The sequence below is a fragment of the Halochromatium salexigens genome (assembly GCF_016653295.1).
Lineage (GTDB): Bacteria > Pseudomonadota > Gammaproteobacteria > Chromatiales > Chromatiaceae > Lamprobacter > Lamprobacter salexigens.
This window is the reverse complement of sequence record NZ_NHSF01000054.1, coordinates 109,702-127,858: the sequence shown is the minus strand read 5'-3', so window position 1 is coordinate 127,858 and position 18,157 is coordinate 109,702. Positions and strand designations below refer to the sequence as shown.

Here is an 18,157-nt window from a genome sequence, read left to right as displayed (position 1 = left end):
CCCCGTGCAATCGAACGACACACCCTGGCAAACCCAGACACATGCTGAATTTGTCGATTATTACGCCCGGCAAAGCCTGACCTCCGAGTCCCGGGAGCGATCCCAACGCCTGCGCGACAAGCTGCTGGCCTTTCACGGTGAGGCTCGCGTACCGCTCAACATCGCCGACATCGGCTGCAACGCCGGCACCCAAAGCCGCGTCTGGGCGGAACTCGGCCATCAGGTCTACGGCGTCGATATCAACCAGGAACTGGTGCAGATCGCGCACCAGCGCCTGCGCGAGGCCGACCTCGATGTGAAACTCCAGCTTGCATCAGCGACCTCCCTGCCCTTCCGCGATCACTCGATGGATATTTGCATCGCCCCAGAATTGCTCGAGCATGTCGCCGAATGGGAAACATGCCTCGCGGAGTTCGCCCGTATCCTCCGACCCGGTGGCGTGCTCTTCATCAGCACCACCAACCGGCTCTGCCCCGTGCAGAACGAATTCTCCCTGCCCGTGTACAGTTGGTATCCGAAACCGCTCAAGCGCCATTATGAACATCTGGCGGTCACGACGCGTCCAGAGCTGGCCAATTACGCCGCTTATCCCGCGGTCAACTGGTTCACCTATTTTCAACTGCGCGATTTCCTGAGCGCCTTCGGCATGGAATCCCGTGATCGCTTCGATCTCATGGATGACAACGGCAGCCCCTTACGACGGCTGGCCCTGGCGATGATTCGTCGCGTTCCTCCGCTGCGCTGGCTCGCGCATACGCTGAGCCCATCGACAGCCTTATTCGCCCGCAAGGTCCAGGCCTAACCATGTCTTCGCCCCCGTCCATCTCGGTCGTCATCCCCGCTTACAATGCGCGGGCGTTCATTGGCGAGGCCATCGAGAGCGTGCAGGCACAGGACATGGCCAACCTCCAGATCATCGTCGTCGATGACGGGTCGACCGACGGCACGGCCGAGCAGGTCGCCGGCGAACACCCCGGCGTGGAGCTGGTGCGCAAGGAGAATGGCGGCGCCGCAACCGCGCGCAACGCCGGCATCGCAAGGGCTGAAGGCGAGTTGATCGCCTTTCTCGACGCGGACGACCTCTGGCTGCCAGGAAAGCTCAGCGCGCAACGCCATCACCTCGAGACCCATCCCGAGACCGGACTGGTCTGCACCCGGTTCGCGCGTTGGGAACAGCACGAGGATGGCAGCTATCCGCCGTTGGATACCCTCATCGCCGATGCCAAGGCGATCCCGGAAACCGAGCTGGATGACGACCTCTCCGGCTGGGTCTACCATAAACTCCTGTTGGATTGTCACGTCTGGACCTCGACAGTGATGCTCCGCCGGTCGGCCTTAGAGCACATCGGCACCTTCGATGAAACGCTGCGACTCGGTCAGGACTATGATTTTTGGCTTCGCGCGTCACGCATCACCCCGATCCACACCCTGCGCCGACCGATGGCGCTCTATCGCCAGCATCCCAGCAGCGCGACCGTCAGAGGGGCATCCGTCAACTACGGGGCCAAGATACTGACCCGAGCTGTCAAGCAGTGGGGATGCAGCAGCCCCAATGGCGAAAGCGTGCCGGTACGGCAAGTCCGCAAGCGCATCGCGGGCATCCACTTCGACCTCGGTTATCGGCGCTATGGCAACGCTGACTATCGCCTGGCGGCGAAAGACTTCGCAGCCTCACTGAGGCAATCACCCTGGCAACCTCGGACATGGCTCTATTGGGTCATCTCGAGCCTTCTCATCGTCGCGCCAAGGCGTTCAGCGCCCACTCGCTCACACAGCTAACGCCCCGCATTGGATCATGTTCAAAACACTCGCAAAAATCAAAGCGCTACTCGATCCACGCGACTACAAAAAAGTTTTCATATTGCTGTTCGTAATGATCGTGACCGCGTTCGTGCAAACTGCAGGTGTGGCATCGATCATGCCATTCCTCGCGGTGCTGTCGAATCCTGGCATCATCGACACGAACATTTGGCTCAGTCAAGCGTATGAGGCGCTCGAATTCGAGTCGAAGGATCGCTTTCTCTATTTTTTGGGCGCGGCGGCCTTTGTGGTCTTTATCTCTGGAACCGCATTGCAGGCACTGACGCAATGGGCCATCACCCGTTACTCGCATCTGCAACAGTATGAATTGTCGCGTCGCCTGATGGCGGACTATCTCCGTAGACCCTATAGTTTTTTCCTGAATCGCAATTCAGGCGATCTTGCGAAGAATGTCCTGCAAGAGACGGCGCAGGCCATCAACGGCGGATTGATGCCGGCCATGCGCCTGGCGAGCCAAGTGCTGCTTGCGGGTGCGATCGTCGCGCTGCTGATCGCGATTTACCCTTTCCTGGCCATGGTCGTTGCGATCACCCTTGGGAGCGTTTACGGATTGATCTATGTGCTCGCCAGAACCTGGTTGAACAAAATCGGTCAAGACCGCGTTCAATCCAATCGCGAACGCTTCACAGTAGCCGCTGAAGCCTTTGCCGGTTCTAAAGAAATTCGCCTGCTCGGCAGAGAATTCGATTATCTCGAGCGTTATCGTAATCCATCCAAGCGCTTCGCCAAGCATCAGGCCAACTCGATCCTTCTTCAAAATCTCCCTCAATATGCCATCGAAGCCATCGCTTTTGGTGGCATCTTGCTCGTTGTGCTCTATTTAATGGATGGCCATGGTGGCATTGAGACAGCCCTTCCTCTCATTGGTGCGTATGGGCTTGCTGGACGCCAGATCATCCCCGCATTCCAAAAAATATTCAGTAGCGTGGCACAAATGCGTTTCAACACGGCAGCGGTCGACAATATCCTTGCGGATCTCGGCTCCCAATCCGGTTCGATCGCATTACCACAACGTGGGAAACAATTGATGCCTTTGATCCCTTCCAGCAGGATCACGCTAAACGACATCACTTACCACTACCCCAGCAGCGAAGAAGCCGCACTAAGAAAACTGAGTCTGACCATTCAGGCAAACACCACCGTTGGCTTCGTTGGTCCTTCTGGTGCCGGCAAGAGTACCTTGGTCGACTTGCTGCTTGGGCTTCTACCCGCCGACAAAGGCGAGATCTATATCGATGATCAGCCTTTGATGGAAACGAATACGCGGAACTGGCAAGCAGCAATTGGTTATGTCCCACAACATATTTTCTTGGCTGATCAAAGCGTTGCTTCGAATATAGCGCTGGGACTCCCGGAGTCGCAGATCGATCATGTAGCAGTCGAGAGGGCCGCCCGACTCGCCAACCTACACGAATTCTTGGTCAACGAGCTTCCTCAAGGGTACGGCACCATCATTGGCGAGCGGGGTGTTCGTCTCTCAGGCGGGCAGCGCCAGCGGATTGGCATTGCCAGGGCTCTGTATAGAGACCCTGCTGTGATCTTTTTCGATGAAGCGACCAGTGCTCTGGATAACGCGACCGAACGAGCCGTGATGGAGGCGATTCACAATTTGAGCGGCACAAAAACGATTTTACTCGTGGCACATCGGTTGAGCACCGTTAAGCCATGCGATTGTATTTATGTACTGGTTCGAGGTGAACTCGCCGAACAAGGACGTTGGGACGAACTAATCAGTCACGAAGGATCCCATTTTCAAAAATTGGCTTCTGGATTGGATTAACGGGACGCTGGTCTATCTATCAAATGTTGAACGCTTCACAGAGAGCATTGCAAAGAACATTAGGGTAACGCGTTGAACCCAAAGGAATCCCGGAAGCCATCTGCACAAGTTGCTCCCCAGGAAGGTGGTTAGCTTCAATGAGAACAGGACCATCCGGGAGAATAGCAATGTCCCAACCTATGATCGGTATGCGAGTAACCAGATGCTGGTGAGCAGCAATGCTCAACTGTATAGTTTCTTTCCAATATGGCAACACCTGATCTTTTATAATTGTTTTTGTAATAGGGTTTCTATCGAAAAAAGGTAAAGGGTATTGACCTCTTTTCTGTATCGCTAATCCACATTTCCCTGTTTCTAAATCAATACCACTTGCCAGCCCTCCTTGATCAAAATTATCAACATCGATATCACCTATCGGGATGCGTAGTGCTGCAGCGAGGATAAAAACAGGGGCTTCCTTTTTCTCTTGTACGGTCATGATACGAACCGTGCTTAGAGAGCCATTCCCCATTGATAAAAGAACGGGATGATTTAGCAATCTCGGCTGCAACAGATACGGTGTTTTTGATTTAACAGCAGAGTGATGCAGATGCCTTATCAAATCCTTGGCATCTAGCTGCTTGCCTTCAATCAGGTTTTCCCAGACAGAGTGATCACTCCTTGAACGGTATCGCCAAAGCGTTACACCTTGCCCAGCCCGTCCTCGAGTGGGCTTTGCAATCAAATCGTTCGCTGGGAGATCAGCATCGAAAAAAGAAGAATTTTGCTCGCTAATGTTCGAGATAACCGCATAGCTCTTGACAGCATTCAAACCCTTTGAGGCGCACCATTTTTCAAACGCAAGCTTATCTGAAAAAATGACATCATCATCGTGCTTTGGAAGGCGTTGTACTAAAACTTGCAGGAGTTTACCTGACTGATCCAGATATTCACGCTGCTTTACACGACGATCATGCTGAAAAAGGTGGTATCGATAATAAGTAATAGCGTCGATATCGGTCCCAACCGCAAGCCTTAGCAGATCAAACAGCTGGCGCGTCTTATTGACTCCATAAACAGAATGAACCTCTTCACCATGAGCCTTGAGCGTTTGCAAGCATCCTTTGATTCGAATTGCGGGCAACAAAAAAAGATTCCAGATTGAGGCTATTCGCTCAAGCGGCGTACGCGGCTTGGCCCACCATGCCCAAAAAAGCCATTTGCGCAGTTCTTTAAGGCCGGGATTCTCTCGGCATAAAAACCTTCGAGCAATGACTGAGGGCCGAGGTCGGTACCAATAGGGATATTTTTTATTCATCCTCGTGCGTTAAGCGCGTCTCTGATCAACGAAGATGATTTTTCAAGGCCTGCATTGACTAAAGAACTGTCATCTTCGCTAAAACGTTTTAGCACAATTGCTCTAGAATCATGATCCATATTGTTTGATGTGTGTACACCTACCCTCACTCGCGTCATGAAACCATCGTTGCCAAGTGCTGAGAAGATTGATCTCAGCCCCTTATGGCCACTATCGCTACCACTATATTTTAGCCGAACTTCAGAAAGTGGTAGATCAATATCGTCATGAGCAACTATAATTTTTTGGGGATGAATGCTCATCCGACGGCGCAGGGCATCAACCATTGAGCCACAGTGATTGATCATCGCGCCAGGCTTAAAAAGAATGACATCACTTTTCTCTATATTTGCTTGGAGAATTTTACCTTCAGGTACATCAACCCATTCTTTATCGTTACCAAGCGATTGCGCCAGTCGGTCGAGCACAGCCGCGCCCATGTTGTGAGGTGTGTCGTCATAGGCTGTGCCTGGATTGCCCAAACCAACAATGAGATAAGGGCTAGATGCGGTTGTTGATAAGTCTATATCGGTTTCAGCTGGTAGACACACCTGAGTATCAACAACCCCATTTCCCTCGATGAATTCACAACGATCGCAGAAGCGGTTTTTACCACAGTTCGCAATCCAGCATCCAACATGCTGCTGTCGAGCCAATATAAGCCGCACGAGGTGGTCTGCCCGATTCGACCCTTTCAGTATTACCAAATCCCCTTGTCGCAACTCTTTTTCGAGAAATCGATGAGCATCTCGAATCTGAGTAAAACCCTGTAAACCAATATCGTCCTCACCATTGCGTGCCTTGAGCGCACGCAGAGCATGAGGCCCTACAAACACAACGAGATCCGCAACTTCGCGTAACTTTCGAGCGACCTTCGGATAAAGTTTTGAAGCAGAAAGCGAATAATCGGAAAGAGTGCCTATAATGGCGACTTTACGTTCAGCTTTGGCATTTGCCATAAAATCTAAGACTGTCTGTAAAGTCCAATGAGGGGCTTTATAGTCATCTCTCAAAAAAGTGACATCCTCTATGTCAGTGACAATCTGCATACGCCCAGTAGTCGGCCTTGCGTTAGCAACTCCAACTATTGCATCTTCTATCGATAAGCCTGCCGCTAAACCAATCCCAATAGCTGCGAGAACAGGTACAGCCAGATGGGTGCCATAGACTCCAGTTTTACAAGTGTAATAACGGCCTTCGTAACTTAACTTTAAGACAAGCGTCTCGGGATAATTAGAAGTTGCCTCCAATAAACGCAAATCAGCATCTTCAGAACGACCAAACCATAATTTTTGAGCTTTCGTTTTCGCTGCAACATTCCGAATGAGAGGATCATCTCGATTCAACACAGCGGTGCCGGTCTCTGGCAATGCACTAATCAACTTCGCCTTTTCTTCCGCAATGGCCTCCATAGAACCAAATTTCTTGATATGATCTCGACCTATCACTATCATTGCAGCAATATCTGGCCGACATAACTGAACTCGATCATCGATTGTTCCGGGGCCGCTAGTCGCTATCTCGAGTACCACGAAGCGGACGTTGCGCGGCAATTCCGTGATTGCTTTTGCGATATCAATAAGATAATTAAGACTGAGCGCATTTCCCTTGGTTTTTCCACATTTTTTAAGAACCGATACTGCTAAATCTTTTGTGGTTGTTTTGCCGACGGAGCCGGTAATACCAATAAACTTAGTTTCTTTAAGACTAGCTCTCCAAAGCTTGGCGTGCATTAACTTTATGCTTTCCTGCAACTTTTTGTAACGCCAATCTAAACCTGCTTTAATACGATCAATAAAATTTATTTTCATTTTTCAAACCTTGATGTAACTTGCCCCGACTCGAGCGCACCGCATCACGATACACCCCATTGGCCCGGATGTGCGGCCCGAACCGCAGCTTTAGGGTCTCGTCGATCGCCATCACGATCCGCAGGCTGGGCGAGAGCAAGGCCAGTAACAGTCCCAGCAGGATCTGCGCTGCGCGCATTCCTGACTAGCGCGCGCGGTTAAGCACCTGATGGTCGCGCTCGAAGCCCCGCGCGGCCCCCACTCGATAGCCCCATCGCGCGCAGCGCAGCGTACCGTGCGCGGCCCTTGCGCGAGCAGGGCGCCGATCACCAGCACCCTTGCGCATGTGCCCAGCTCGCGGACGCGTGAACAGGACGGCAAACGGCTCCAAGACGGCTACAATGGTTAAAGGCAGAATGCGCTGACCGCTCACCGGCCACGAACCTGCTCAGCAAAATGGCCAAAGTCGAGGGAAAGACACAATGAACCTTGGTGACGACAGTCGTCTGGAAAATGAACACTGCCCGGAAAAAATTAATAACATACTCTGGACTGGTGGATGGGATTCGACATTTAGGGTTCTTGATCTGGTTTTTAGACTGAAGAGGAGTGTTCAGCCATTCTACTTGATCGATAACAGGTTTCGTCGCTGCGCCGATATAGAACAAGAAACAATGGAGCGTATCAGATCTATCATCGGGGCTCGATCACCAGAAGCGCTGCTCCTAATTAGACAATTGGTCACCCTTGACATTGGCAAATTGGGAAAAGCCGATGACTTCTGGGCCGCTCATACACGGCTACGACTTCAGGGCTATCTTGGAAAACAGTACATATTCATCGCAAAATTCGCCCAACAATATGGGGTCAACGATCTACAGTTGAGTGTACATAAGGATGACCGAGCATATTGTTTCATCAGGCCTTATGTCAAAAATGTTCGTGACGATGGTGATGAATGGTTTGAACTTAGAAGCGACGCTCCGGACGACGTGCGTTGCTTGTTTGGTAATCTTCGTTTTCCCATACTCGAAACAACAAAAATAGAAATGGAGAAAATCGCCAAGGTGCGAGGCTATAGTGATATTCTTGAAGAAACTTGGTTTTGTCACACACCGATCCAAAAAAAAGACCCCTTGCGGAGTATGTCATCCCTGCATTTACACAATTCAAGAAGGTTTGTCTCGTAGAATCCCTTTCGTAGGGCGTGTTCGTTACCTCAGAAATCAAGCATTGAATGCAATAGCCGGTCTTCTGCCTGAATTCCTAAGTTGGCGGTTTCGTAAGTTGATGAGTTTTTTGCGGAAAAGTTAAACGCTCGTTATGCGTTCTGGTCCTTCTTCCTTCGCCAGCTCGGCCAGCGGTCGGTGGTGCGGCGGCGGCATCTTGCGCAACACCTCCTCTGGGTTGCTATGCCTCAGCACGGACTCAAGCCATTGGCCGTAGGCAATGGCAGGTTTTCGCCCCGTCAACGGTTACCTTTCACCTTTCTTCAACTAGGGCTTTGATCAAGCGTTCCTCAAAATTTTTCGTAAGCTTTTCTTTTTGTTCGTAGATAGAAACCAAATTTTTTTTATAATCGTTTAACTCTCTCTTTATGGTATGAATAAAAGCATTATCGCTATGCCCGCTTGGGTCAATTTCAAAATAATAAGATTTGATATTTAACATATCAAAAAGTATTTTCTTTTTGAAGTCACCAAGACTACCCTGCTGTCTACTTACGGGATTTCCAAGACAAAATACGGGTACGTTTAAACGAATAGCATTGATTGCAAGATGGTATAAGTCAGTAATCACAAAAAGTGAATTCTTGATGTCTGAAATGTAACGCTCGAAAGAAAAATGCGCATCGGAAGATTTTATAATATCCCAATCCGAAAGATGAACACTTTCACAACCCATCATTTTTTCAAGCTCGTGAATGTAAATCTTTGACAGCGGAAGTTTTGAGCGAGCAAATCTATAACAAAAAAAATTCTCAGCTTTTTTTGTGTTATCTAAATTTTCATCTCTTAGCAAAAATGCAGGATCGAGCCCTAATTCGATTTTATGTCGTTCGCTCACATTTATGTGCTTTTTAAGATTGTCAACTGAGTATTTGTCACGCGGTAATATCAGATCAAAATTGGCGCCTAAGTTAGCAAGATATTTTTCGTAAAGATGATGCGCATGATGGTAATCGTGTTGGAAATTATTACCTACTGCTATCACATAGGGCAAAATTCTACCACCAGACAAGTTAAAAAGATGACCCCACTTTTCTAAGGATTGAGAATTAGTTGATCTTACATCACGACGTTTTTCCCACCTTTGAAAATCTTCATAACCATAAATAGGATTAGGAGTAAAATCCCCCCAATATAAAACGTGGGAGTAACTGCGTAATTGAGATATATTCGATAATCGCTTAAAGACAAGATCCCCAAAACATATTTTTGAACGATGTCCTATGTCAACCCCGAACTGTAGAAGCTTATAACGACCACGACGCGATAATGTATGCGATGTAAACAAATCAAATTCAATGCCGTTTCTTGATAAAAAATCCACGGCTGCGAGATCAACGCTATACATTCCCAAGCTACCGGGATTAGAAGCGCAAACTACAGCGACTTTTTTACTCATAGATATTACTCATAACAATGTAATTATCAGATTTTTATAAGTTAGTATCGTTGATAGATTTAATGTGTGGAAATATTTCTCGCATTATTGGTTCACAGTATTCCTGCACCTTTTCTTCCAAATAATTTTCTGGTAGTTGCCGTAAAATTTGGAATTTTTGTTTATTTTTGAATGCATGAGAGTTTTTTATCTGAATCGTCGAACGTGGAAGGCCAGCAAAGTCTGCAATTTCGTATGCATGTTGAGAAATTTTTAACGTGTCTAAAACCATTAAGCGATTTCGGGGAACCGTTTTTAGAACTTTTTTGTTATGGTTTGCCCAATAACTCAGGTATCCATCTAAAGTATATAATCCATTACGCTTTAAAATCATCTCCGCTTCGCTATGTGAATATTTATCGGCTCCAAATCGAAAATCTCTAAGCATTATCCACTTTGCTTCAGCTTTATCACGTAACGAGTGATTAATGAATGAATCAAGCCACGTATAGCAATCCCGGATTGTTAGCAAATACTTCGCATCAGGAAATTCTTTCAGCAAATAGTCGATTAAAAAAAAATTTAGCTGTGAAGAATCAACGTCCAGACAGAGTCTATTATCTCTCTTTCGTATGTAAGAGGACATCTCTTGACTATTAAGCTTTCCTTCAGAGAGACCGATTATTTTATCGATAATTTGTTTACTTTCAGGTTCGTGCCCACTACGAATTGTTTGATCAAACATACCAGCTATAGAGTGTGTTCCGCTTTTAGCGGCACCGACACAGTATAGTCTGCATTTTCTTTTATAAGTAACCTTCACATAAGCCATATAGGCATCTTTGATTGCATTTTTTGCTGTAGCTTTAATGTCCACCTTGTTTTCCTGTCAGCTAAACTAGTTAAATTTATTTCATTTTATAGACATTGCATGAAGCATTCGCTTCATGCAATACCTGTAAAATCGCTAAACTTTATAAAGATTTTAGCAATTATATTATCACCAAAAACCCCAAAGACAATTTTTCGATATGCTGCAATATCTGATCGCAATTCAGGATGATCTTTTTTGAGGTTAAGCAAAAATTTCAAACCCTGAAAGAAACTCTGATTCCAAGTGCGCCTTATCAAGGCTTTTCTAAGACATCGTGAACGCGCCCTCTCTGGCATGCTGTTATCTTTTCCCCATGTGTAAAGTTTATCGTAAGCAATAGCCCAAGATCGATGCAGTTTTTGGGTGTTCGTTACTCGATTCGTGTCATGCACTCCTCGCATGGCGATCGGTTGATCTATCATGCCTGCCACCAAAGTACAGGTTGTCGCTAACCTTGTAATGAGATCGGTATCCTCAGCAAACTCCAAAGTTTCATCAAAAAAGCCAGATTTAGTAAAGACTGTCTTACGAACGGTTAGAGCATCCAGGCTAAAATGTCCATGGTATGTTTCATGAATTCCTAATAAAACATCAAGCAACTCCTCTGGAGGTGGCGAACCAGATATTGTTGTCAACTGCATCATTTTGGAATCTTTGAAACGAGCTTCACCAAGATCTGTTATGAATTGGGCGCCAATCGCTCCATAGACTCCTTCTACATCTGGCCTTTCATTAAAAATAGTATTTTCAGCGTCGAATCTATTGGGTAAGTAAAAATCATCAGCATCCAAAAAAGCAATATAATCACCTGTAGCCAGGTTAATACCAAGGTTACGAGAAGCAGACACTCCTTTGTTTTTTTTCTTTGGATGCTGGCAAACTTTGATTTTTTGATTTTCTTCTTTCAACTTCAGGCTTAATTCTAGGGTTCCATCCTGGGAGCCGTCGTCAACAATAATAACTTCTTGAACATCTGAAAAATCAACAGCAGACCTTACTGCTGTTTCAAGGTATTTTTCTGCATTATATGCCGGAATCACGACCGAAACATTTAGTTTGCCCACTGCGACCTCTTTTTATACAATTGATAGATTTTGGTATGCCAAGAACATCTAAGATTTAACAACTTCCTCGAACTCTAAAAAATACACAGATTTAATCAAATACCAAGGCATCCGATTTTTGCGTTTAAGCAAATCATATGAAGCCCTCGGATACAGATATTCTTTTCGCAAGGTCTCGGAGGGTTGCAGACCATGCTTTAACAAATAACGCCAAAACGCTTTCACTGACTTCCTAAAATAAATGTAATCTTCTTTTTTGTAATCAGCCTTTTTTGATGAATCTTCGTAAGGCAGATGAGCGTAACTTGGATAGGCACGACGAATCGCCTCATCATGAAGTCGATTGCCAAGAAAATAGGATGGTTCAACGCCGGTCAAGAAGTCGTACACATCCCGATCCAAATAAGGGCAATGCACGGCCGGAATGTGTGCCATGATGGCGAGCGGAATCTGACTGACCCCTCGTCGCGTGCGGTTCCAAAAAATGAAGGAGAGCATGGGATTGGTCGCTTCGGTATGACGCTGTAACTCCTTCACAATCCGTTCGATCGCGATCTCCATCGAGATTTTCTTGCGGAAAGACGCTCTCAACACCGTGTTATTAAAACCCTCGTTTCCCGTTTCGTTGAAAAGGATCTGAGCCAATTCCTCCAAACGATTCTCTCGGTAGCGTTCAAGCTTGCGCTCATCCGTCATAAACCCACCGGATAGCACACTCCCCGCTAAGCCATCATAAAGCGTACTGGTCTGCCCCTTGAGATAGGCCGCCAATGGCAATATCCACCCATGCGATCCGCCACAAAAGTTGCTGAGGTGGGCTTCTTTGAGCACGGCCTGAAACCAGGATGGTGCTTTTTCCAGCACTTGGTGCTCGATGTTCATCGCATCGGCAATCAGTCCGGCAATGCGTGCATCCTCATTCGTTGTCGGCGGTCGAAACTCCAGCGTGACACAGGATCGAGGCTTGACCCCATTGGCCTCCAAGGCGAACAGGATATGCCGGGAATCACGGCCACCACTGAGCGGAAGGACGATCTTCTCGTCCTTCGGTAAACGCTTGCGGATGGCTTGATCGAACAGCTGGGCAAACCGATCCACTGCTTCATCGAACGAGAACTGGGCATAGGGGCCTGTGCGTATGGGCAACTCAGGTGAATCGATCTGAAGCTGACCCTGCTCCCAGATCAGCGTGCTCCCCGGCGGCAAGGCGCGCACATACAGGAAGGGGGTGTCATCGCCAACCGGATGGCCCATGCGCAAAATGACGGAGAGGGCGGCATAGTCCAAGTCTTTCGGCACATCGGCGCTGAGCGCCTGTTCGAGATTTGGCGAGATGCGAATGGCGTTGCCATAGCTGGCATAAAACAGCGGCGAAAAGCCATAAAAATCGTTGCGAACGACCAATCGGCGACCATCCCAGTGCCATTCGACGAACAGACCATCTGGACGCTCTGGGGTGGCGCCGGGAAGCTTCTCGCCGATCAAACACTCGGTCGTTCCTTCGATCTCGACATGATCCCCGAGGAACCGGGCGGCGAAATAGGGGCGCGACTCTTGCCCCAGCACCTCGAGATCGTAGGGTGTCATGCTGACTGTGCCTTGCGCAGGAGGATTCGGGCGACATTCGGGAGGAAACCGATCCAGGTACCGGGATCATGACGAAGCGTTTTCGCTACGGCCTTCCAGTCGATTCCGGTGCGTTGGCGTGCCTGATGCAGCAAGCTTGCGGTGAAGTTGTAGCGTGTTTGGGCCAGATGCGCCTTCACATGCGCGCGTTGGCGCTCGTTCAGCGGAATTTGATTCAGGACGACCTTGCACATTTCGATATAGCTGGCGGTGAAGGAAAGCGAGCGCTCCGAGCCCCATCCCGCGCTATCGAAGATGTTGATCCCCTTCCCCTCTTGGGCATAGCACCGCGTGGAAAAGGCGACGGGGCCGACCTGCTGGCAGAGCATGAGCTTGAAGATGCGATCCTGGCCGTTGTAGACCTGCTCGTTGTAGCGGATATCGGGGGCAATCGCCTGACGATACATCATGGTCGAGGGACCGATGATGTTGCTGCGATAGACGATGAAATCGAAGAAATCGCCTTGAAAGGCGTAGAGATTCCGGTCCGGGTCGATCACTGTGTGAGACGCCGTCTCCAGGGTTGCCCCCGGCCCCGAACGCCACTCGAAACGGGTGTCCTCGATGTCGGCACGTTGACTGTTGCCGAAGAAGAGATCGTAGCCTTGGTCCAGCGCATGCACCGCATCGGCCAGATAGGACGGATGAAGCGCATCATCGGAGTCCAGGAAGGCGACATAGGGCGTGTCCGCTGGAAGCGTCGCGAGCGCGGTATTCCGGGCAGCGCCTGGTCCCGCGTTGGGCTGTTCGACGAGGATGATCCGCTCCTGCTCGGCCCCGAGCGCCTCGAGTTCCTCCCTCGCCGGCGCTGGCGAGCCATCGTCGACGACGATGATCTGATAGTCATCAAAGCCTTGCTGGGCGAGCACCGAGCCGAGGGTGTTTCTGAGGATGCCGGGCTCCCGCTGAAAATAGGGGATCAGCACCGCGACCTGCTTCGCCTGTACGCTCATCAAGTCTTTGCTCGTGTCCTGCAGTCCTGAAATCAGCCGCCTAAATCGATCATCTAGGAGGGTCAATCCCGACCCTCCCCAGGTACGATCGGTTAGGAGCGACGACGGCGCAGAGCGAGGCCAAACGCAGCGGCTCCGATCGCCAGCAGCGGCAGAGCGCCGGGAGTGGGTACCTCGCGCGGGATGTCGCTGCTAAAGGACGCTAAAAGAACCGCTGTATTCGCTTGGTTCTCGAGAGTTAGGAACTCCTCGGTAAAGCTCTCTGGAAGATTGACCGGGATGGTTGAGAATCCTGCGATCGTCAACCCAAATACGACATCGTCGATCGTGATCGTGTCCGGTGTGCTAGTGAGGCTGAAGGATACGAGATCAGGGCAAGGTTGCTCGCCGCCCGCTTCGCAGGGATCAGCGCTATTAGGCGTTTCGAGGTGATCGAACCTGAACACGCTCGAAACGGAAAGATTCTCACCAATCTTGACATCGGAGTCATCGAAAATATCGATGACGAGACTGATCTGAAGATCTGCCGAGTCCAAGGAGGGTGGAAAGATTGGGAAATTGTTGTGTGTGAACTCACCAATCTGGAATAGATCTTCCGGAACGATACTCTCGATAGGCACTTCATTGTCCACGAAGACATAGCTGCTTTGGCCCGCATTGGTCGCCGGGTCGCCCCAGGTCATCGTGTTTGTTCTATTACCTGTTCCAGTATCATTGACGATGCCTACGGAAGCAGGATTTGGGTTTGCCCAATCGCCGTTAATACTGATGATATCGATTGTTGCCGCGCTGGCGGAACCTGCAAAAAGTGAGCCCGTCGCAATTCCGGCAATCAATAATGCATTGCGCATGATAAATATAACCTCAGTCTGTAGGTTAAGGAAGTTGAAGCAAGGCAACAGCGTTAAAGCAAAACTCATGCCAATATCTCAAGACTATGATTATTATATTTTTTCTGACATTGAAGCCAGCTGCTCAGGTTGCATTGTAAAGTTTCCCGACAATCTCTTTGCCCGTTTTTGCATCGTTCACTTGTCCACTCATCAATCGTTGCTCGTATCCCCAGACCAGCCCAGCTCGATCCCATAAGTGGAACGCCCTGGCGGGAGTATAGCCGATGATTGGCAATAGCCCTGCCCCCCGGCGAGGGTCGTCGGTAGCGGGACGGGCGCCATCGCCGTGGCATCAACCGCCGTCTGGTCGGTGCCGGTGATGCGGCGTTGAGCTGGCAAGGCATCGGCAATCAAAGCGTGACCCGCTGGATTGAGATAGCGAATCGCCTCGGCCTGTGCATTGTCCAGGGTCAGTTGATGGGTCAGCGTCAAGTGATCCCGATTCAGATCCAGTCTGAGCCGAAGCTGTCCGCTGACACCTGCCAGAGCCGGTCGCTGCAAGGCCTGTCGGCGCCCGAGACGGCCGCCGAGCAGTCGCCAGTCGAGTGCTGCGAGCACGCGCCCGGTGAGTCCATGCGCGGGCGAGCGCGTCAGCGCCAGGGGTTGTCCTTCGGCTACGATCGATAGGACGGCTTGCGACCATTGCACCTCGATCGTCTCGAAATCGGTCAGCCCATAGAGCAGATCGCCAACCTCGAACACGGGCATCCAGCCGGCCAGTGCCGGTTGCTGCAAGAGCGCGTCGATCGGGAGACGAACCGGCGGCGGCACCAGGTAGCGATCCCACGCCCTGAGATGGAACGGCAGACCGCCGCTGTAACGGCCCTCGATCTCGGTGCGCCGGAAGGCCTGCGGTGGCTGACCGCGCGTGGAGACGAGCGCGCACAGGCCGGCCTCCGACTCGACCCGGAGCAAGCCGGCGGCCGGGTCGGTCCGCAGCCCTGTCGCTGTGGTCGGCCAGCTGAGTGCGGCGAGCACGGCTGGACGCTCAGCGTTGGTGGTGAGCTGGCGCGCCCAGGCGAGGATGGCTGCGGTCCAGGCGTTATAGACCGAAAGGTGCATGTACTCGTCCCAGCCGCTCTGAGCTTGCGCTCGCGCATCGGCGGGGCTGAGCCAGAGCAGTCCATCGGCGCGCGTTTGATGCTGCCAGCGCCGCAGCACACCGGTCAGCATCCGGCCAGGGATGCACTCGCGGTGTTCGGGCTGGGCGGCGCCGATGAGCACCAGGGCGGCGAGCAGGCAGGCCTCCCCGAACAGGGCATGGTTACTGCGCCCAAAGCCGCCGACGCAGCCATCACCATCCCAGCTCAGCAGGGTCCAATCGAGCAGCTTGGTCAAGATCGGCGCCCAGCGCTGATCCCCGCTCTGCCAGGCCGCGACGGTCGCGACGAACAGGGCCTTATGATGATAGGCCATCGGGGTGGCGATTCGCCCGGAGCCGGCGATTGATCGAGCGGACCGGGCTGGGCGGGCTGGATAGTCGATGAAACCGCCGCTGTCGGTCATCCAGGTCGTCAACCATTGGCGCAGTCGCGCATCCGCACGCCGCCGCTGGGCTGGCTCCTGAGCTTCGAGCAGCCGACAGAGTTGCGCGAGCACTGTCCAGTTATTCGAGGGATAGGTGCGCTGGAGTGGGCAATGGCTCAGCGGGCGCTGACCGCCATTGTGCTGATTCAAAAGCAGGAGCAAGAAGCGGTTGAAGGGGGCATGACCGCGCTGTTTCGGCGATAACGACAGCCAGGCGTGTTCGGCGGCCTGGGCCTGCTTTGGGAAACCCAACAATGACAACGCTAGGGCGCAGGCGAGTTGGCCGTAATGATCGGCCGGAGTCGGCTGCTTCCGCTCTGGATCCCAGAGACCGATATCGGGTCGAATCTGGGACGCCAATCCTCGGCCGAGTGTCTCTGAATGATGATCGAGCAGTCGACTCGGCGAATCGGACGTCCCGCTGTAGCTCCCTGGCTCGCTCATTGATTTTTGAACCAAGGCCTAGGCTGATTCAGCAGATCGTCAGGCTTGGGAACGAAGTCCGGGAACCTTGGGCCTGTTGCTGATTCCGGCTTCTGTGCTGGCTCGTTGACCGAGTGCTTGTCAGCTTGGATCGTCTCATTGGCTCTAGGCGCCTCTTCCAGCTCTCGGCGCATGATGATCGCTAATGCGACGAAGGCATAAAACAGACTGAAATAAGCGACATCCAAGAAAGTGCCTGCCACGAGATAACCGATCAGCCCCATTTGCATCGCCCAGGCGTACTCCGACAGCCAAATTTGACCCGTTTCACGCACTGCGTGTCGTCGTATTCGGTTGAGCGTCAAAAAAGTGAATCCCACAAGAGTCATGAAAACGACCAAACCGCCGAAGCCATGCTGACCAAGGAGACTGAAATAGATGCTGTGCGGCGATAGCACATGCTCCCAAGTGCCCTCGAAATTAGCATAGGTGATCCACCAATCATAATCCATGTATGTAAACCTAAAGCCCATACCCCGTATGGGCCGCTCCAACGCCATATTCCAGCTTACGCCCCATGCTTGCACACGTTGCATGGCCGATGTATCTTCTTCATAGGTTTCGATCGTCCCCCATCGCGCCATCAGACGATCGGGAACAGTGACACCTAAAACCGTAATCCCCAGGAAAGCAAGCGCTATCATCAACCCTTTTCGTTTCATGCGTATGAACAGGAACGGCGCAATCGCGAGAAGGCCCAGCAAAGCCCCCCGAGAATAGGTGGCAAGAATCGCAATCGCGGTCAGCCAAAAAACCCCATAAAGGATTAAGCCTATTTTGGTGGAAAAGCGTCGAACCAGCTCAGACCCAAAGTCTTCCCACTGGTAGTGGAACAGTCGTGCACTGACTAGAACCAAAGGCAGCACCATAATCATTGCGATGCCGATATAAGTATTTCCCGATAGATAAGACCCCTTGGCTCCAAGAACCATATGAGCACCGCCCGTGCTGATCGCAAAAAGCCCCCCCTTGAATCCATAAAATGCGATCGAGAACGTAATCACTAGAAGCAATGCAATGATTCGCCGCTGACCATGAACCAATATCGGCGTGATAAAGGTGATCAGTAGAATCTTCATCAAATGCTGCCAAAAACTCCAAGCCGAGGGGTAAACGGCAAAATAGCTGGTCATGGCGGTGTAGGCGACCAGCATCCACATCATCATCATTTCCCGCGTGAATGGCATCCCGCGACGATCCTTTGTCATCATCAATCCAGCGAGCGTCGCTCCACCGAAGACGATCGCGATGGGGAATGTTCTCATGAACCCCCACGTCAGGAAATGAGGCGTCATCAGGCCAGACCAAAACCAAGCCAGAATGCCAATCCATGGGCGCATTAGGATGACGGGCACCAAGCCAACGACGATCACAAAGAGCAGAATATCACGCATCCCGATAAC

15 protein-coding genes are annotated in these 18,157 nt (G+C 50.9%); 4 read left to right on the top strand and 11 right to left on the bottom strand.

Going from position 1 to position 18,157, the window contains the following annotated elements; translation table 11 throughout:
- Positions 1-4: 4 nt before the first annotated feature.
- Genes CCR82_RS08790 through CCR82_RS08780 form a run of 3 tightly spaced genes read left to right on the top strand, consistent with a single transcriptional unit; the run spans position 5 to position 3,601 of the window.
- Positions 5-802 carry a methyltransferase domain-containing protein gene (locus CCR82_RS08790; protein ID WP_201245153.1) on the top strand — a complete coding sequence of 266 codons (798 nt, stop codon included), beginning with the start codon at positions 5-7 and terminating at the stop codon, positions 800-802.
- Between the two features lie 2 nt (positions 803-804).
- Positions 805-1,779, top strand: a complete 975-nt coding sequence (locus CCR82_RS08785; protein WP_201245151.1) for a glycosyltransferase family 2 protein — start codon at positions 805-807, stop codon at positions 1,777-1,779.
- 16 nt (positions 1,780-1,795) lie between these two features.
- Positions 1,796-3,601, top strand: coding sequence for an ABC transporter ATP-binding protein (locus CCR82_RS08780; protein ID WP_201245149.1), 1,806 nt, complete (start codon positions 1,796-1,798; stop codon positions 3,599-3,601).
- 19 nt (positions 3,602-3,620) lie between these two features.
- Here CCR82_RS08780 and CCR82_RS08775 read toward each other — a convergent pair whose 3' ends face one another.
- Genes CCR82_RS08775 through CCR82_RS08765 form a run of 3 tightly spaced genes read right to left on the bottom strand, consistent with a single transcriptional unit; the run spans position 3,621 to position 6,926 of the window.
- The gene (locus CCR82_RS08775) at positions 3,621-4,898 is read right to left on the bottom strand and encodes a sugar-transfer associated ATP-grasp domain-containing protein (protein ID WP_201245147.1); all 1,278 of its coding nucleotides are present in this window, start codon (positions 4,896-4,898) and stop codon (positions 3,621-3,623) included.
- On the bottom strand, positions 4,895-6,748 hold the full coding sequence (gene pth, locus CCR82_RS08770; protein WP_201245145.1) for an aminoacyl-tRNA hydrolase: 1,854 nt from the start codon (positions 6,746-6,748) through the stop codon (positions 4,895-4,897). The genes CCR82_RS08775 and pth overlap by 4 nt, the downstream gene beginning before the upstream one ends.
- Positions 6,729-6,926, bottom strand: coding sequence for a hypothetical protein (locus tag CCR82_RS08765; RefSeq protein WP_201245142.1), 198 nt, complete (start codon positions 6,924-6,926; stop codon positions 6,729-6,731). The genes pth and CCR82_RS08765 overlap by 20 nt, the downstream gene beginning before the upstream one ends.
- A 283-nt stretch (positions 6,927-7,209) precedes the next feature.
- Here CCR82_RS08765 and CCR82_RS08760 point away from each other — a divergent pair, with 283 nt between their 5' ends.
- Positions 7,210-7,917 carry a hypothetical protein gene (locus CCR82_RS08760; RefSeq protein WP_201245140.1) on the top strand — a complete coding sequence of 236 codons (708 nt, stop codon included), beginning with the start codon at positions 7,210-7,212 and terminating at the stop codon, positions 7,915-7,917.
- Positions 7,918-8,209: 292 nt separating this feature from the next.
- On the opposite strand, the gene CCR82_RS08755 is transcribed toward CCR82_RS08760, so the two are convergent.
- From CCR82_RS08755 to CCR82_RS08720, 8 genes are all read right to left on the bottom strand, one after another.
- Positions 8,210-9,355 (bottom strand): polysaccharide pyruvyl transferase family protein, encoded by a 1,146-nt coding sequence (locus tag CCR82_RS08755; protein WP_201245138.1) that lies wholly within the window; start codon positions 9,353-9,355, stop codon positions 8,210-8,212.
- 34 nt (positions 9,356-9,389) lie between these two features.
- Complete coding sequence (locus CCR82_RS08750; RefSeq protein WP_201245136.1) at positions 9,390-10,211, bottom strand: sulfotransferase; 822 nt, start codon at positions 10,209-10,211, stop codon at positions 9,390-9,392.
- 68 nt (positions 10,212-10,279) lie between these two features.
- Positions 10,280-11,272 (bottom strand): glycosyltransferase, encoded by a 993-nt coding sequence (locus CCR82_RS08745; RefSeq protein ID WP_201245134.1) that lies wholly within the window; start codon positions 11,270-11,272, stop codon positions 10,280-10,282.
- A gap of 48 nt (positions 11,273-11,320) precedes the next feature.
- Positions 11,321-12,859 (bottom strand): asparagine synthase-related protein, encoded by a 1,539-nt coding sequence (locus CCR82_RS08740; RefSeq protein WP_201245132.1) that lies wholly within the window; start codon positions 12,857-12,859, stop codon positions 11,321-11,323.
- Positions 12,856-13,851, bottom strand: coding sequence for a glycosyltransferase family 2 protein (locus CCR82_RS08735; protein ID WP_201245130.1), 996 nt, complete (start codon positions 13,849-13,851; stop codon positions 12,856-12,858). The genes CCR82_RS08740 and CCR82_RS08735 overlap by 4 nt, the downstream gene beginning before the upstream one ends.
- Positions 13,852-13,943: 92 nt before the next feature.
- Positions 13,944-14,771, bottom strand: a complete 828-nt coding sequence (locus CCR82_RS08730) for a THxN family PEP-CTERM protein (protein WP_201245128.1) — start codon at positions 14,769-14,771, stop codon at positions 13,944-13,946.
- Positions 14,772-14,894: 123 nt separating this feature from the next.
- Positions 14,895-16,715 (bottom strand): hypothetical protein, encoded by a 1,821-nt coding sequence (locus CCR82_RS08725; RefSeq protein ID WP_201245126.1) that lies wholly within the window; start codon positions 16,713-16,715, stop codon positions 14,895-14,897.
- Positions 16,712-18,148: a putative O-glycosylation ligase, exosortase A system-associated gene (locus tag CCR82_RS08720; RefSeq protein ID WP_201245124.1), complete on the bottom strand. Its 1,437-nt coding sequence runs from the start codon at positions 18,146-18,148 to the stop codon at positions 16,712-16,714. The genes CCR82_RS08725 and CCR82_RS08720 overlap by 4 nt, the downstream gene beginning before the upstream one ends.
- Positions 18,149-18,157: the final 9 nt, after the last annotated feature.

Excerpts from the sequence above, each read along its gene's own strand:
- CCR82_RS08785 (WP_201245151.1), top strand. The coding sequence starts at position 805 with ATGTCTTCGCCCCCGTCCATCTCGGTCGTCATCCCCGCTTACAATGCG.
- CCR82_RS08780 (WP_201245149.1), top strand. The coding sequence starts at position 1,796 with ATGTTCAAAACACTCGCAAAAATCAAAGCGCTACTCGATCCACGCGAC.
- CCR82_RS08775 (WP_201245147.1), bottom strand. The coding sequence starts at position 4,898 with ATGAATAAAAAATATCCCTATTGGTACCGACCTCGGCCCTCAGTCATT.
- pth (WP_201245145.1), bottom strand. The coding sequence starts at position 6,748 with ATGAAAATAAATTTTATTGATCGTATTAAAGCAGGTTTAGATTGGCGT.
- CCR82_RS08765 (WP_201245142.1), bottom strand. The coding sequence starts at position 6,926 with ATGCGCGCAGCGCAGATCCTGCTGGGACTGTTACTGGCCTTGCTCTCG.
- CCR82_RS08760 (WP_201245140.1), top strand. The coding sequence starts at position 7,210 with ATGAACCTTGGTGACGACAGTCGTCTGGAAAATGAACACTGCCCGGAA.
- CCR82_RS08755 (WP_201245138.1), bottom strand. The coding sequence starts at position 9,355 with ATGAGTAAAAAAGTCGCTGTAGTTTGCGCTTCTAATCCCGGTAGCTTG.
- CCR82_RS08740 (WP_201245132.1), bottom strand. The coding sequence starts at position 12,859 with ATGACACCCTACGATCTCGAGGTGCTGGGGCAAGAGTCGCGCCCCTAT.
- CCR82_RS08735 (WP_201245130.1), bottom strand. The coding sequence starts at position 13,851 with ATGAGCGTACAGGCGAAGCAGGTCGCGGTGCTGATCCCCTATTTTCAG.
- CCR82_RS08730 (WP_201245128.1), bottom strand. The coding sequence starts at position 14,771 with ATGAGTTTTGCTTTAACGCTGTTGCCTTGCTTCAACTTCCTTAACCTA.
- CCR82_RS08725 (WP_201245126.1), bottom strand. The coding sequence starts at position 16,715 with ATGAGCGAGCCAGGGAGCTACAGCGGGACGTCCGATTCGCCGAGTCGA.
- CCR82_RS08720 (WP_201245124.1), bottom strand. The coding sequence starts at position 18,148 with ATGCGTGATATTCTGCTCTTTGTGATCGTCGTTGGCTTGGTGCCCGTC.